We start from the raw sequence: 14,017 nt of genomic DNA, 5'->3' as shown, positions 1-14,017 counted from the left end.
GACAGAATGAGTGATATCGATCACTCGGGGTGTGCGGGGTGGGGTTTGGGGGAGCGGGGGTGCGGGTTCGGGTGCGGTCTCGGGTCTGGGCGCGGGCGTGTGGGGGGTGTTCGCGCAGTTCCCCGCGCCCCCTCGGAGGCCCGAGGGGGCCGTACCCCAGGTCCTCGGGGTGGGCGGGGTGAAGCCGGTCGGGTTGTCCGGCCGCGAGGACATCCAGGTGCGGGCGTTGCAGGCGATGTGCCGACAGGTGGTTGGGTTCCGGCTGGCGATGATCGTGCTGGCGGCACCGGCCGCGCTGGTCAACGCGGCGCCGGGGCTGGGGGTACGACTGGTCGGGGCCGCCGTGGTGGCGACGGTGATGGCGTCGTACGTGCTGGTGCGGGACTGGGGACGCTTCGGCCCCCTGCTGCTGCGCCACCCGAGCCTGCTCGTCGTGGACACCCTGTTCGGCTCGCTGCTGCTGATCTCGGCCGGTACCGACACCACCCTCGCCTACGTCAGCGTCTGCACCCCGCTGCTCGCGGGCCTCGTCTACAGCTGGCGCGGCGCCGCCTGCTTCGCCTCGCTCCAGTCGGTCATCCTGCTGCTGGTCCACGCCACACTCAGGACGGAGACCCGCACCGGTCTCGCGGAGTCCCTGCTGCTGCCCGGCCTGTGCGTGATCGCCGGGGCGATGGGCTCCACCCTGCGCAACCTGATGCTCCGCTTCGGCGCCGCCACCGAGGCGCTCACCGCCGTGCGGGCCCGCCTCGCGGCCACCGAGGCGGTGCACGCCGAACGCGCCCGGCTCGCCCGCGAGATGCACGACTCGGTCGCCAAGACCCTCTACGGCGTCGCCCTCGCCGCCGACGGCCTCGCCGCCACCGCCTCCGCCGAGACACCCGACCCCGACCGCGTCCGCCACCAGGCCGACCTCGTCTCCCGCTCGGCCCGCAGAGCGGCCGCGGAGTCCCGGGAACTCCTGAGGGATCTGCGCCGCGCGGACGGGGGAGAGAGCCGGGGAGAGGACGGGGGAGGGGATGGGGATGGGGGTGGAGCCGGGGTCGAGGTCGGGGTCGGGGGTGGGGTTGGGGTTGGGGTTGAGGGCGGGACGACGGGCGTGGACGTGCGTCTCGAACTCGCCGCCCTGGCAGCGGACTTCAGCGCCAGGACAGGGCTGTCAGCCCACCTCGCGCCCCCGGAACCGGCCGCGTCCCCGCCGCCCCTCGTACCGGCGCCCCTCGCCCGCGACCTGCTCGCCATCGCCGCCGAGGCGCTGGAGAACGCGCACCGGCACGCCGCCGCGACCGGCGTGGAACTCGACGTGCGCGTCCACGGCGACCAGCTCCGCCTCACCGTCCACGACGACGGGCGCGGCCTGCCCCCGAACACCACACTCCAACACCTGCGCGAGACAGGGCACTTCGGGCTGCTGGGCATGGTGGAACGAGCGACGGTGATCGGCGCGCGGGTACGGATCGGAAGGGGGGAGCGGGAGCGGGGCACGGAAGTGCGGGTCGAACTGCCCCTGCGCGCACTGGCCCTGGCGACGGTACGAGGAGAGGGGGAGCTCGATGGAACACGGCTCAGGTGACACTCCGGAGGGCGTACCCGAGGGGGCGTCCGAGGCGGTGTCCGAGGTCGTGTCCGAGGTCTTTTCCGAGGGGGAGGGCTTCCCGGCGCCCTCGCTGCCCGCGCAGCTGCGGCTGCTGGTCGCGGACGACAACCCCGTGGTCCGCGCCGGACTGACCGCGCTGCTGCGGGACCGTACCGACACCACGGTGGTCGCGGAGGCGGCGGACGGCCGCGCGGCGTACGAGGCCGCGCTGCGGCACCGGCCCGACGTGATCCTGCTGGATGTGCGTATGCCAGGTGTCGGCGGAGTACCGGCGTTGCCGCATCTGGCGCGGCTGGCGCCGGTCATGATGCTGACCTACAGCCACGAGACGGAGACGGTGCGGGAGGCGCTCCGGCTGGGGGCGGGAGGGTATCTGGTGCACGGGGAGTTCACGACGGAGCAGCTGGTACGCGCGGTACGGGACGTCCACGAGGGTCGCCCGCACCTCACACCGGGTGCGGCGCGGGCGTTGCTGACGGACCTCGGTACGGGTGCACCTGCACAGTCGAATGGGCAAACGGCAACTGGCGTAGGGGATTTGGACTCCTCTCCTCTTTCGCAATCGCAATCACCTGTGGGACAGTCGTACCGTTCGCGGTTCCAACTGAGCGTCAGGGAGGCGGAGATCATGGACCTCATCGCGTCCGGCCTGGACAACCGGCAGATCGCCGCCGTCTGTTTCATCAGCGAGAAGACCGTCAAGAACCACATCAACCGCATCTTCGCCAAGCTCCACAGCACCACGAGGTCCCAGGCGACGGCGACATGGCTGGGGGTGGCGTGAGATGAGGGGCACAGCGGGACAGTGGGCCCACACATGGGCCCAGGGACCCTTCCCTCGACCCACCGACCCGCCGTACAGTCCCCTGGCCGGCGGCGCCACAGCCCGAACCGACGCCGAAGCCGAAGGGGAGCACCGTGAACGAACTCTTCCTGAAGTTCCTGGTCGCCATCCAGCGACGCACCAACGACAGAGGTCAGACCGCGGTCGAGTACCTGGGCATCATCGCGGTGGTGGTGGCGATCGTGCTGGCGATCACCGGGACGGACATCGGACAGTCGATCTACGACGCGATCACGAAGAAGATCGCCCAGGTCACCGGAGGCTGAACCGCCTCTGTGGCGCGCGCGACGCGGGGCAGGCCTTCCCCATCTACATCGTGGTGGTGGCGGGTCTGCTCTTTCTCGCGCTCGCCTACCTCGCCGTGGGTCAGGCCTCGGTCAACCGCAGCGACGCCCAGACCGCGGCCGACGCGGCGGCGCTCGCGGCGGCCCAGGACAGGCGGGACCAACTCGCCGGGAAGTGGGTCGAGGACATCCTCGACCCCACGAAGTGGGGCGGCATCTTCGACGGCACCACGGATGTCGGGCCGTCGTGCGGGCGGGCCGAGGACCTCGCCGCCCGCAACGACGCGACGGCCTCGTGCGCGTCGGACGGCCCACTCGCCTTCACGGTCGAGGCGCGGACCGAGAAGTCCGTGGGCCGCTCCGTGGTACCCGGCACGGAGGGATTCCACTCCACGGCGTCCGCCAGGGCGGTCATCGAAGCGCTGTGTTCGTTCGACGAACCTGACGATCCGCCCAGTGGGGACCCCTCCGGAGACGATCCCCCCGGAGACGAACCCGGCGGCGGTGGCCCGAAGGGCGACGATCCGGGCGATGTCATCCTGCCCGAACTGGTGTGCCGGGACGGCCGGGACTGGATTCTGGACCCGAACGACCTCACCCGGCTTCCCAAGCCCGAGGACCTCTTTGACGTCCACCTGGCCGACTGACAAGCGAGAGACGCGTGAAGAAGGAAGCGAAGTCATGAGCATGCGGGGCACGGGCAAGGTCACCAGAAGGGCGGTCGCCCTGACAACCGTGGTGGGTCTGGCGTTCGGAGCCGTCGCCTGTGGCAGCGGAGGCGATGACGACGCCAGGAAACCGGAGCACAAGGCGTCCCGGTCGGCGTCCGGCGGCTCCGGCCCGAGCACGCAGGAGGGCCAGTCGGACACCCCTCTCGCCGAGATGAAGGGGTCGGACGGGCTCCTTCTGCGGATCACGTCCGTACAGCGGGACTCCGGCGGGTTCGTCACCGTCAACGGCGACCTCAAGAACGACGGCGCGGACGTCGTCGTCGTCCCCGCTGCGCTGAGCGGCAACGAGACCGAGGTCATCCGCAACGGCAGGTCCCTGGGAGGCGCCACCCTCGTGGACCCCAAGGGCCGCAAGCGCTACTACGTCCTACGCGACACGGAAGGACGCCCGCTGACCACCACAGGTTTCTCGACCATCAAGTCGGGCGCCGACCTCGCCGTCTTCATGCAGTTCCCCGCGCCCCCGGACGGCACCTCGGAGGTGCAGTTCGAGATGCCGACGTTCGCCACGGCCACCATCAAGATCTCCGGGTGAGGCCCCAGTGACCCCCACCCGTCTCACCCTCGCCCTGACGGCAGGACTGCTGCTGGCCGCCACGCAGCTCACCCCGGCCCTGGCCGACGACACCCCCAGCGAACCTCCCGGTACGGAGCCCAGTGCGGGGGCGCCGGTGAAGGTTGACCCGTCCGATCCGGATCTGAAACTGCCCGAGGGCGCCACGCTTGCCTCGCCCAAGGTGCTGGACATCAAGTCGGTCGTGGAGGACCAGAGCGGCGACGAGCGCCGGGAGGACACCAACGCGGACGTGACGTTCGCCCTCCAGGCGGAGGTGCTGTTCGGCAAGGACAGTGCGAAGCTCGGCCCGGATGCGAAGGCCCGTATCGCCGCCATCGCCGACGAGATCAAGAAGCAGCGCACCACCCAGGTCCGCGTCTTCGGCTTCACCGACAACCTCGGCTCCTCCGCGCACGGCGACGTCCTCTCCAGGCAGCGCGCCAACGCCGTACAGGCCGTGCTCGACCAGGACCTCAACGCCCCGGACATCACCTTCGACGTACGCGGCTACGGCGAGCAGTACCCCATCGCCGACAACTCCACCGAAGAGGGCCGCAAGAAGAACCGCCGAGTCGAAGTCTCCTTCCCCCGCACCGCCCCCGGCACCACGGCCGGAGGCTGACCCGGGGGCCTCCCCCCCGCCCCCACCCCCCCCCCGGCCCCCTCCCACCCCCGCCCCCACCACCTCTACCCCGGCCCCGACCCCCAGCCCCCACTCCGCCATCGCTCCCGCCTCCGCTTCCAGTACGTGGCGGGCACGGAGGCGGGGGAGGCCCAGGCGGCCGGGGGGCATGGTGGTGACGGTGAGGACGCGTAGGTGTCGGTCGAGGTGGGCGACGTCGATCGGTATGCGCATGCGGAAGGTGTGGACCGAGGAGGCAGGGGTGAGGAGCATGGCCCCCTCGATCGCGTCCCGGCCCAGCAGACCTCGGGTCCGGGCGCGGTAGGACGCCGCTATCTCCAGCTGAACCGTGCGCGAGGTGCCGTCCGGCCGCCGCACCACCAGCTCGCCCCGCCCGTCACGCCAACGCCCCATCCTCATCGCTCCGTTCGCCGCCTTCGCCGGACCACCCCGTACCCATGTCTCCCCTCAACCGCACGCCCTCAACTCCCCGTACTCTCACGTCCGTCCACCACTCCACCGCCATCCACTCGAACCACCAGAACCACCCGCATCCGCTGAATCCGCGCCTACTGAATCCGTACCCCCGCCCCGTTCACGGGCAACCCCGAGTACACCCCCACCGAACCCTGAAGGAACCCCGATGACCACACTCGGTGCTGTCTTCCGACCCCAGCTTCCGCCCGAGCGGTTGCGCGATCTCGTGCGGCTGGCGGAGGGGGAGGGGCTGGAGGAGCTGTGGCTGTGGGAGGACTGTTTTCTGGAGGGGGGTGTGGCGACGACGGCCGCCGCGCTCGCCTGGACCGAGCGGTTGCGGGTGGGGATCGGGCTGCTTCCCGTGCCGCTGCGGAATGTCGCCCTCACGGCGATGGAGGCCGCCTCACTGGAGCGGATGTTCCCCGGCAGGCCGATGCTGACCGTCGGCCACGGTGTCCAGGACTGGATGGGGCAGGTCGGCGCCCGTGCCGCCTCGCCGCTCACCCTCCTCGGGGAGCATCTGGACGCGCTGCGCGCCCTGTTGCGCGGGGAGCGCGTCAGTGTGCGCGGCCGGTACGTCCGGCTGGACGACGTGGCCCTCGACTGGCCCCCCGCCCGCCCCGTCCCCGTCCTCGCCGGTGCCACCGGCCCGCGTACCCTCCGCCTCACCGGCGCCAAGGCGGACGGCACGCTGCTCACGGCCAGTACCTCGGTGGACGGCGTCCGCGCGGCCCGTCGCCTCATCGACGAGGGCCGCACCGAGGCCGACCGCGCCCACGAACCCCACCGCCTCGTCGTCTACCTCCTCACCACCACCGGCCCCGACGCCGCGCCCCGCCTCCGTGCCGAACTCGCCGCCGAGGGAATGGAGTCGGCGGAGGGGGTGGGCGTCGCCGGGGACGCCAAGGCGGTCGCCGACGCCGTCCTGCGGCTGGCCGACGCGGGCGCCGACACGGTCGTCCTCCAGCCCACCGCCACCGAACCCGACCCCGAAGCCTTCCTCCGCTTCACCGCCGAACAGGTCCGCCCCCTGCTGCCGTAGCCCCCGCCCGAAAACGGAATGCCGCGTCCCCGTCACCCCTGCGACCATCCCCCCATGACGACCCACCACCACCGCCCCTCCTCCTACGAGGACCTGATCGCCGAGGGCGCCGCCGTACCCACCGACGGATGGGACTTCTCGTGGTTCGCGGGGCGGGCCACCGAGGCGCGGCCGTCGTGGGGGTACGCGGTGCGGGCGGGGCAGCGGCTGGCGCGGGCCGGTGCGGTGCTGGACGTGCAGACCGGAGGCGGGGAGGTGCTGGACTTCGCGCTGGAACGCGCCGAACCCGCGCGGCCGGGACTGGTCGCGGCCACCGAGGGGTGGCCCCCCAACGTGGACAAGGCCACCGCCCGGCTCCGCCCGCGCGGTGCCGTCGTCGTGGCCGCCCCCGACGACGCCCCGCTGCCGTTCGTGGACGGTGCCTTCGACCTCGTCCTCAGCCGCCACCCCGTCCGCCCGCACTGGACCGAGATCGCCCGCGTACTGCGCCCCGGCGGAACGTACTTCGCCCAGCACGTCGGCCCCGCGAGCGTCTTCGAGCTGGTCGAACGGTTCCTCGGACCGCAGTCCCCCGACGCGCGCGGCGCCCGCGATCCCGAGCGGGAGCGGGCCGACGCCGAGGCCGCCGGACTCACCGTCGTGGACCTGCGCGCCGAGCGGCTGCGGATCGAGTTCCACGACATCGCGGCCGTCGTCCACTTCCTGCGCAAGGTCGTCTGGATGGTGCCCGGCTTCACCGTCGAGGCGTACGAGCCCCGGCTGCGCGCCCTTCACGAGCTGATCGTGGCCGAGGGACCGTTCGTCGCCCACAGCACCCGGCACCTTTTCGACGCCCGCAAGCCCAGTACGCGCTGAGCCCCTGCGCCTGCTGCCCCTGCCCCGCCGCGTCCCCGATCCCACCCGTGCCCCCGCCCCATGCCAACCCCTGACCCCACCCGTTCCCGTGCCGAGCGGACGGCGCTCCCCTCCCGGAACCGGCGGTTCGGCCCGCCGTATAGAACGTCCGGAACTCACCCCGGTCGCAAATCCGGCATACGTCTCAGACCCTCCGGCGCTGCCCGCCCGACCCGCCTGCTGGTGTCCGCATCGTTATGCAGAGGCGTTCACACCGGTCGCACGGTTCACGTAAGTTCGGGCCGAGGAAATTCGCGCCAGCAAAGCGGTGCGGGTGGCACCGTGCGGTGGAGGGGGCCGCGCGGTGCCACGATGTGCCCGGTCGCCGTAGCGGAATCGTCAAGTCACCGTTCACGGGCCGGGTAGCCCGTCGGGGGGACCCCTGGATAACTCGGCGCGCGGGCCTCAAGTGGGGTGAAATCCATTGGATCTCTGCGCATCCGGGCCGATCGCCTGGGAATCCGCTGTGAATCGGCCATGAGACACCCCTGAATCCAGCGTTCCGCACCCCTTCCGGTGTCGCCGTTCGATTCCGGAGAGTAATTGTGGAGCGCCAATGTGCGCGTCCGCCCTCACGAAGGGTTATGGTGGAAACCCCCCTCGGGCCGGTCCGTATCCCCCCCCACGGACCGGCCCGTTTTTCGTGCCCCGGTGAGGGGCGCGCACCGGTCCCTCCGCAGCGAGGCTGCGCTGCCCCCCCCCGCGGAGCGCTCGGCGCCCTCGGAGCCCCCGGCTCCCTGTGGACCCCGGCCCCAGAGGCACCCCCCATCGGGTCCCCCACCAGAACACCCCACCGCGTCCCCCCAGAGCACCCCACCGGCGTCCCCCGGGAACCACCCACCCCCCACCCCGCGTCCCCCCAGGGGCGCGGGCGTCCGATGCCGCGCTCCGGCGTGCTCCAGCGGGCCGTGCGGCGCGCCTCCCGCCCCCTCAACCCCCCGCCCCGGCGGCTCCGTCGGCGGGGGTACGCTCAAAACCCGCCCAACCCCGGAGGGTCCCCACGTGAACCTGCGCGACAAGCTGCGCGGCCTGCTGGTCAGGCTCTACGCGCGCCGGGTGGAAGGCCACCTCGACCACGCCCAGGTGCCCCAGCACATCGGCGTGATCATGGACGGCAACCGCCGCTGGGCGAAGGCCGCGGGCTCCAGCACCGTGCACGGGCACCGGGCCGGGGCCGAGAAGATCGAGGAGTTCCTCGGCTGGTGCGCGGAGACGGACGTCGGGGTCGTCACGCTGTGGCTGCTGTCCACGGACAACTTCGACCGCCCGCAGGACGAGCTGGGCCCACTGCTCGGCATCATCGAGGACGTGGTCCGCACCCTCGCCGCCGACGGCCGCTGGCGCGTGCACCACGTCGGCACCCGCGACCTGCTGCCCGCCGGGATGCAGCGCACCCTCAAGGACGCCGAGGAGTCCACCTCGCACGTCACGGGGATAGTGGTCAACGTCGCCATCGGCTACGGCGGGCGGCAGGAGATCGCCGACGCCGTCCGCTCGATGCTCGTGGACGCCCAGGAGCGCGGCATCGGCATGGACGCGCTCGCGGAGTCCGTGGACATCGACATGATCGGCCGCCACCTCTACACCGGCGACCAGCCCGACCCCGACCTCGTCATCCGCACCAGCGGCGAGCAGCGGCTCTCCGGCTTCATGCTGTGGCAGACCGCGCACTCCGAGTACTACTTCTGCGACGTCTTCTGGCCCGCCTTCCGCAAAGTCGATTTCCTGCGCGCCCTCCGCGACTACGCCGCCCGCCACCGCCGCTTCGGCGGCTGAACCCCGTACCCACCGCACGGCGGACCTCGTACGCACCCCCTGGGGAACCCCGTACGAACCCCGTACGACCTACTTGGAACCCCGTACGAACCCCGTACTGGCACCCCACACCAGCCCCCCGAGCCCCCCGCCCCGCCCGGCAAGGGCACTGCGTCTACCCCGGTTCCGGTGGAAGTAACAAGGAGTTCACCGGGCTGCGGCCCCCGGCTTCTGCATGGGCGTGCGTGAAGGGGGGCATACAGGCAGTAGGTCGATGCCCGAACCACGGGCATCGGATCTCAGCGGGCGGCACGGGGTCGCCCGTCCGGGAGGCCCTTTGCACCAGCCCGACCGTGCGGTCAGCGCACGGAAGCCGCCGCGAGGGGCCGGTGTCCGGCCCGCGTCCCGCGGTGGCCGGGGACCGGTCGCACCGCATCCGCACTCCCGGCCCGGCTTCCACACCGTCGCTCCCCGACCTCATCCGAGGGGGTACGTCCTTCCGTGGTGACCAGCACACAGCGCCACAAGCCCGACCGGCGCACCTATGTCATCGACACCAGCGTCCTGCTGGCCGACCCGAACGCCCTGACGCGCTTCGACGAGCACGAAGTCGTGCTGCCGATCGTCGTCGTCACGGAGCTGGAGGCGAAACGGCACCATCCCGAGCTCGGGTACTTCGCCCGCCAGGCCCTGCGCCTGCTGGACGACTACCGGGTGAAGTACGGTCGCCTCGACGCCCCCATCCCGATCGGCGAACTCGGCGGGACGGTCCGGGTCGAGCTGAACCACTCGGACCCCAGCGTGCTGCCCAGCGGGTACCGCCTGGGGGACAACGACTCCCGCATCCTCGCGGTGGCCCGCAATCTGCAGGCCGAGGGGTTCGACGTCACCGTGGTGTCGAAGGACCTGCCGCTGCGCATCAAGGCGTCCTCCGTCGGCCTGCTGGCCGAGGAGTACCGGGCGGAACTCGCCATCACGGACACCTCCGGCTGGACCGGCATGTCCGAACTGACGCTCCCCGGCGAGCAGGTGGACATCCTCTTCGAGGAGGGCCACGTCTTCGTCCCGGAGGCGTCCGAACTCCCGGTGCATACCGGTCTGACCATCCAGTCCGAGCGCGGCAAGGCGCTCGGCCGGGTCACCGCCGAGGGCAATGTCCGCCTGGTGCGCGGCGACCGGGAGGCGTTCGGCATCAAGGGCCGTAGCGCCGAGCAGCGGATCGCGCTCGACCTGCTGCTCGACCCGGACGTCGGCATCGTCTCGATGGGCGGCCGGGCCGGTACCGGCAAGTCCGCGCTCGCCCTGTGCGCGGGCCTGGAGGCCGTGCTGGAGCGCAGACAGCACCAGAAGGTCATGGTCTTCCGCCCGCTCTACGCGGTCGGCGGGCAGGACCTCGGCTATCTGCCGGGCTCGGAGTCCGAGAAGATGAGCCCCTGGGCGCAGGCGGTCTTCGACACCCTCTCCGCGGTCACCAGCCGCGAGGTCATCGAGGAGGTCACCGCGCGCGGCATGCTGGAGGTGCTGCCGCTCACCCACATCCGGGGCCGTTCGCTGCACGACGCTTACGTGATCGTGGACGAGGCGCAGTCCCTGGAGCGGAACGTCCTGCTGACCGTGCTCTCCCGGATCGGTTCCAACTCGCGTGTGGTGCTGACCCACGACGTGGCACAGCGGGACAACCTGCGCGTCGGCCGGTACGACGGGGTGGTCGCCGTGGTGGAGAAGCTGAAGGGGCACCCGCTGTTCGCCCATGTCACCCTGACCCGTTCCGAGAGGTCCCAGATCGCGGCACTTGTGACCGAGATGCTGGAGGAGGGCCACATCTGACGGGGAAGTGACCCGCCACGCCGGACACGTCCGAAGTGTCCGCGGAGGGTTTCCGGCGCCGCCCGGCAAAGGCCAAGGAGCCTAGCCGGGCGGCGCTTTGGCGTGTGGCGTTTTCCAGAAAAGACCCGCACCAAACGAGGTGTGAGCTTTCACACCCAACACAGAATTGCCACCGGCCCCCGGGTGCGGCAGAGTCTCACTCCTGTCAGGCCCCGCATACGGCACACCTGTACCCCCAGCGGTCGGGTACCTCTGAAGCACCACCTTCAACTCCATAGAGCCGTCGTATGCCGCCCGCGCACCACGCGGCGCTTCCCGCAAGGGGAGTTGCCCACCGGGCCCGCGCCTCCGTGACCCGCAGTTGGGAGGCCAGTGTCAAGGGCACGATTGCGTCCGCGAGGGTCACCGAAGCGGGCGATGCTGGAAGGAAACCGAGTGAGCCGGATTTCGGTCCGGGGATTCGCAGTGGCCTCGGCCACCGCGGTCACCGCCGTCGGAAGCGTTGTGGGCGTTGCGTCGGGCAGCACCGCGCAGCCGAACAACGACGCTGAGGCGACGGCAGCCGACACCACCCTCCTCGCCGACATCCCGGCGGGCGAGCAGGCGCAGGTGCAGACCGCGTCCCTGACGCAGCAGGCCGACGCGCAGGCCATCGCCGCCGACGCCTCCGCCAAGAAGGACGCCGAAGCCGCGGCCCGCAAGGCAGCGGCCGAGACGGCCGTCGCCAAGAAGGCCCAGGCCGAGAAGGAGGCCCAGGAGGCGAAGGAGGCCAAGCAGCGCAAGGAGGCCGAGCAGGCCGCCAGCCGCTCCGCGAGCCGCGACTCCTCCAGCTTCCCCGTCCAGAGCAGCTACTCGGTCGCGCAGATCCAGGCGATGGCGCGTCAGATGGTCGCCGGTGGCCAGTTCCAGTGCTTCAGCAACATCGTGAACCACGAGTCGAGCTGGAACTACCACGCGGTCAACGCCTCCTCCGGCGCCTACGGTCTCTTCCAGGCCCTGCCCGCCGGCAAGTACTCGTCGGCCGGTGCCGACTGGCGGACCAACCCCGCCACCCAGATCAAGTGGGGCCTGAACTACATGAACAGCCGCTACGGCAGTCCGTGTGACGCGTGGTCCTTCTGGCAGGCCAACAGCTGGTACTAGGCCGTCTGTTCGCCTCCTCGCTCAACCCGTACAGCCCCCCGCCCGTCCTAGGGTGGGGGGCTGTCGCGCTGTACGGTCGTAGGGAACGGCTGCCCGGACGACGGCCTGAACCGGGGGAGCGGGGGAAGAGGACGGAACATGTCTCGAATGCCAGGATGGCTCGGCAGGCTCGGTGCCGGCCTGACCGAAATGAGTGAGCGGCTCGACGAGCGGCGCGCGGAGGTCGAGAAGGACCGGACCCCCGGCCCCGGTGACCGCGCCGCCGACCCCGTGGTGCCCGCACCCCGGCAGGCCGTCCTGTCCGCGCCCCGGCCCGACCCCGCGCACGCCGTGCCGTGGGGCGTCCGGGTCGCCGCCGAGGCCGGGTGGCGGCTGCTGGTGCTCGCGGGCACCGTGTGGGTGCTGATGCGGGTGATCAGCGCCGTCCAGCTCGTGGTGTTCGCCTTCGTCATCGCCCTGCTGGTGACCGCGCTGCTCCAGCCGACGGTCGCCCGGCTGCGCGGGCGCGGGGTGCCGCGTGGACCGGCCACCGCCCTGACCGCGATCCTCGGGTTCGTCGTCATCGGCCTGATGGGCTGGTTCGTGACCTGGCAGGTCATGGAGAACATCGACACCCTCTCCAACCAGATCCAGAGCGGTATCGACGACCTGCGCAACTGGCTGCTGAAGAGCCCGTTCCACGTCACCGACAAGCAGATCAACCAGATCGCCAAGAACCTCCGCGAGGCGATCGGCGCCAACACCGACCAGATAACGTCCGCCGGTCTTGAGGGAGTTCAGGTCGTCGTCGAGGCGCTGACCGGCATCCTGCTGGTCTTCTTCTCCACGCTGTTCCTGCTCTACGACGGCGAGCGGATCTGGCAGTGGTTCCTGAAGCTGGTGCCCTCCGCCGCCCGTCCGGGCGTGGCCGGTGCCGGTCCGCGCGCCTGGCGCACGCTCACCGCCTATGTGCGGGGCACGGTCCTGGTCGCGCTGATCGACGCCATCTTCATCGGCATCGGCATCTACTTCCTGGACGTGCCGATGGCCGTCCCGCTGGCCGTGTTCATCTTCCTGTTCTCCTTCATCCCGCTGGTCGGCGCGGTCGCCTCCGGGGCGCTCGCCATCATCGTCGCGCTGGTCACCCAGGGCGTGTTCACCGCTCTGATGACCCTGGTGGTGGTGCTCGCGGTCCAGCAGATCGAGGGCCATGTCCTCCAGCCGTTCATCCTGGGCCGCGCGGTGCGGGTGCACCCGCTCGCCGTGGTCCTCACGGTCGCGGCCGGTGGCATGGTGGCCGGGATCGGCGGCGCCGTCGTCGCCGTGCCCCTGGTGGCGGTGACCAACACGGTGGTCGGCTATCTGCGGCAGTATTCGCTGGAGCACTCGGCGGGGCACGGCCCGGCCGAGCAGGTGACGGACGGTCAGCCGCCGCCCGGGGAACCGGAGACCGGGGCGGACGCCGCCGATCTCGCGTCCGGGCCGCCCGCGCCCGTCGCGGAGAGCGTCCCCGACGCCGAAGGGCCGCCCGCCCGGCAGGACTGAGCACCACCGGACCCGTCACCCCGCGCATCCGCCGGGGAGGCGGGTCCGGTCAGTTCCCGAGCACGGCCTCGGCGTCCAGGGTGACACCGGCCGCCTGCACCACGGCGGCGATCTTGAACGCCTCCTGTACGACCTCACGGTCCACGCCCGCCGCGCGCAGCGCCTGCTCGTGCGCGTCCAGGCACAGCCCGCAGGCGTTGACGGCGGACACCGCGAAGGACCACAGCTCGAAGTCCACCCGGTCCACGCCCGGATCACCCAGCACGTTCACCCTGAGGCCGGGCCGCAGCCCGCCGTACGCGGGGTCGGACAGCAGGTGCCGGGTGCGGTGGAAGACGTTGGTCAGGGCCATCTTCGCGGCGGCGGCCCGCGCCGCCGTCCACGCCTCCGGCGCCAGCCGCTCCCGCGCCTCCGCACCCAGCTCGCGCAGGACGACCGGGGAGCGGACGGCGATCGCCGTGGCCAGCACCGTGCCCCACAGCCGCTGCTCCGGGAGCGGGGAGCGGCCGATCACCAGATCGAGGTTGTGCCGCAACTCCGGCGCGTAGTCGGGGATCTGGGCCTTCAGCGCGTCCAGGGACATGGCTCACCCACCGGACGGGGTCGGGGCGGCGGGGTCGTACGGGCCGTGGACGCGCACGGTTCTCCTCACGGCGGACAGCGGGACGCCACCGTACAACGGGCCGGTCCCCCGCCCCGGGGCGCGGGGGCGGGGGACCGG

Annotated in this window: 13 protein-coding genes and 1 pseudogene; 12 read left to right on the top strand and 2 right to left on the bottom strand. The window is 71.7% G+C overall.

Annotated features, from left to right (window positions below; genetic code table 11):
* Positions 1 to 235: 235 nt before the first annotated feature.
* The 6 genes from KUM39_RS25660 to KUM39_RS25635 all read left to right on the top strand — a co-directional run bounded on the left by KUM39_RS25660 (position 236) and on the right by KUM39_RS25635 (position 4,634).
* Positions 236 to 1,573 (top strand): sensor histidine kinase, encoded by a 1,338-nt coding sequence (locus KUM39_RS25660; RefSeq protein ID WP_217788150.1) that lies wholly within the window; start codon positions 236 to 238, stop codon positions 1,571 to 1,573.
* The gene (locus tag KUM39_RS25655; protein ID WP_217788148.1) at positions 1,554 to 2,381 is read left to right on the top strand and encodes a response regulator transcription factor; all 828 of its coding nucleotides are present in this window, start codon (positions 1,554 to 1,556) and stop codon (positions 2,379 to 2,381) included. The genes KUM39_RS25660 and KUM39_RS25655 overlap by 20 nt, the downstream gene beginning before the upstream one ends.
* A gap of 134 nt (positions 2,382 to 2,515) precedes the next feature.
* Positions 2,516 to 2,707, top strand: a complete 192-nt coding sequence (locus tag KUM39_RS25650; RefSeq protein ID WP_217788147.1) for a hypothetical protein — start codon at positions 2,516 to 2,518, stop codon at positions 2,705 to 2,707.
* Positions 2,704 to 3,372 (top strand): pilus assembly protein TadG-related protein, encoded by a 669-nt coding sequence (locus tag KUM39_RS25645; protein WP_217788149.1) that lies wholly within the window; start codon positions 2,704 to 2,706, stop codon positions 3,370 to 3,372. The genes KUM39_RS25650 and KUM39_RS25645 overlap by 4 nt, the downstream gene beginning before the upstream one ends.
* Before the next feature lie 34 nt (positions 3,373 to 3,406).
* Complete coding sequence (locus KUM39_RS25640; protein ID WP_217788146.1) at positions 3,407 to 3,991, top strand: hypothetical protein; 585 nt, start codon at positions 3,407 to 3,409, stop codon at positions 3,989 to 3,991.
* Positions 3,992 to 3,998: 7 nt separating this feature from the next.
* A complete protein-coding gene (locus KUM39_RS25635) occupies positions 3,999 to 4,634 on the top strand; it encodes an OmpA family protein (protein WP_217788145.1) in 636 nt (211 codons plus the stop codon).
* 57 nt (positions 4,635 to 4,691) lie between these two features.
* Here KUM39_RS25635 and KUM39_RS25630 read toward each other — a convergent pair.
* Positions 4,692 to 5,048, bottom strand: a pseudogene (locus KUM39_RS25630) (DUF192 domain-containing protein); the annotation flags it as partial.
* A 229-nt stretch (positions 5,049 to 5,277) separates the two neighbouring features.
* Here KUM39_RS25630 and KUM39_RS25625 point away from each other — a divergent pair.
* The 6 genes from KUM39_RS25625 to KUM39_RS25600 all read left to right on the top strand — a co-directional run bounded on the left by KUM39_RS25625 (position 5,278) and on the right by KUM39_RS25600 (position 13,296).
* Entirely contained in the window at positions 5,278 to 6,153 is an 876-nt protein-coding gene (locus tag KUM39_RS25625) for an LLM class flavin-dependent oxidoreductase (protein ID WP_217788144.1), read from the top strand.
* Between the two features lie 54 nt (positions 6,154 to 6,207).
* Complete coding sequence (locus tag KUM39_RS25620) at positions 6,208 to 7,008, top strand: class I SAM-dependent methyltransferase (RefSeq protein ID WP_217788143.1); 801 nt, start codon at positions 6,208 to 6,210, stop codon at positions 7,006 to 7,008.
* A gap of 1,041 nt (positions 7,009 to 8,049) precedes the next feature.
* Positions 8,050 to 8,823: an isoprenyl transferase gene (locus KUM39_RS25615; protein ID WP_217788142.1), complete on the top strand. Its 774-nt coding sequence runs from the start codon at positions 8,050 to 8,052 to the stop codon at positions 8,821 to 8,823.
* A gap of 480 nt (positions 8,824 to 9,303) precedes the next feature.
* Positions 9,304 to 10,629 carry an RNA 5'-3' helicase PhoH2 gene (gene phoH2 / locus KUM39_RS25610; protein WP_217788141.1) on the top strand — a complete coding sequence of 442 codons (1,326 nt, stop codon included), beginning with the start codon at positions 9,304 to 9,306 and terminating at the stop codon, positions 10,627 to 10,629.
* A 435-nt stretch (positions 10,630 to 11,064) separates the two neighbouring features.
* On the top strand, positions 11,065 to 11,772 hold the full coding sequence (locus KUM39_RS25605) for an aggregation-promoting factor C-terminal-like domain-containing protein (RefSeq protein ID WP_217788140.1): 708 nt from the start codon (positions 11,065 to 11,067) through the stop codon (positions 11,770 to 11,772).
* A gap of 138 nt (positions 11,773 to 11,910) precedes the next feature.
* The gene (locus KUM39_RS25600; RefSeq protein ID WP_217788139.1) at positions 11,911 to 13,296 is read left to right on the top strand and encodes an AI-2E family transporter; all 1,386 of its coding nucleotides are present in this window, start codon (positions 11,911 to 11,913) and stop codon (positions 13,294 to 13,296) included.
* A 49-nt stretch (positions 13,297 to 13,345) separates the two neighbouring features.
* Here the strand turns inward: KUM39_RS25600 and ahpD are convergent, their stop codons facing one another.
* On the bottom strand, positions 13,346 to 13,879 hold the full coding sequence (ahpD, locus tag KUM39_RS25595) for an alkylhydroperoxidase, AhpD family (RefSeq protein ID WP_217788138.1): 534 nt from the start codon (positions 13,877 to 13,879) through the stop codon (positions 13,346 to 13,348).
* Positions 13,880 to 14,017: the final 138 nt, after the last annotated feature.

Origin of the sequence: Streptomyces corallincola, from assembly GCF_019104725.1 — a bacterium.
Classification (GTDB): domain Bacteria; phylum Actinomycetota; class Actinomycetes; order Streptomycetales; family Streptomycetaceae; genus Streptomyces; species Streptomyces corallincola.
Note: the sequence above shows the minus strand (reverse complement) of the source record. Positions and strands in the feature narration are given on the sequence as shown.

Excerpts from the sequence above, each read along its gene's own strand:
- KUM39_RS25660 (WP_217788150.1), top strand. The coding sequence starts at position 236 with ATGTGCCGACAGGTGGTTGGGTTCCGGCTGGCGATGATCGTGCTGGCG.
- KUM39_RS25655 (WP_217788148.1), top strand. The coding sequence starts at position 1,554 with ATGGAACACGGCTCAGGTGACACTCCGGAGGGCGTACCCGAGGGGGCG.
- KUM39_RS25640 (WP_217788146.1), top strand. The coding sequence starts at position 3,407 with ATGAGCATGCGGGGCACGGGCAAGGTCACCAGAAGGGCGGTCGCCCTG.
- KUM39_RS25625 (WP_217788144.1), top strand. The coding sequence starts at position 5,278 with ATGACCACACTCGGTGCTGTCTTCCGACCCCAGCTTCCGCCCGAGCGG.
- KUM39_RS25620 (WP_217788143.1), top strand. The coding sequence starts at position 6,208 with ATGACGACCCACCACCACCGCCCCTCCTCCTACGAGGACCTGATCGCC.
- KUM39_RS25600 (WP_217788139.1), top strand. The coding sequence starts at position 11,911 with ATGTCTCGAATGCCAGGATGGCTCGGCAGGCTCGGTGCCGGCCTGACC.
- ahpD (WP_217788138.1), bottom strand. The coding sequence starts at position 13,879 with ATGTCCCTGGACGCGCTGAAGGCCCAGATCCCCGACTACGCGCCGGAG.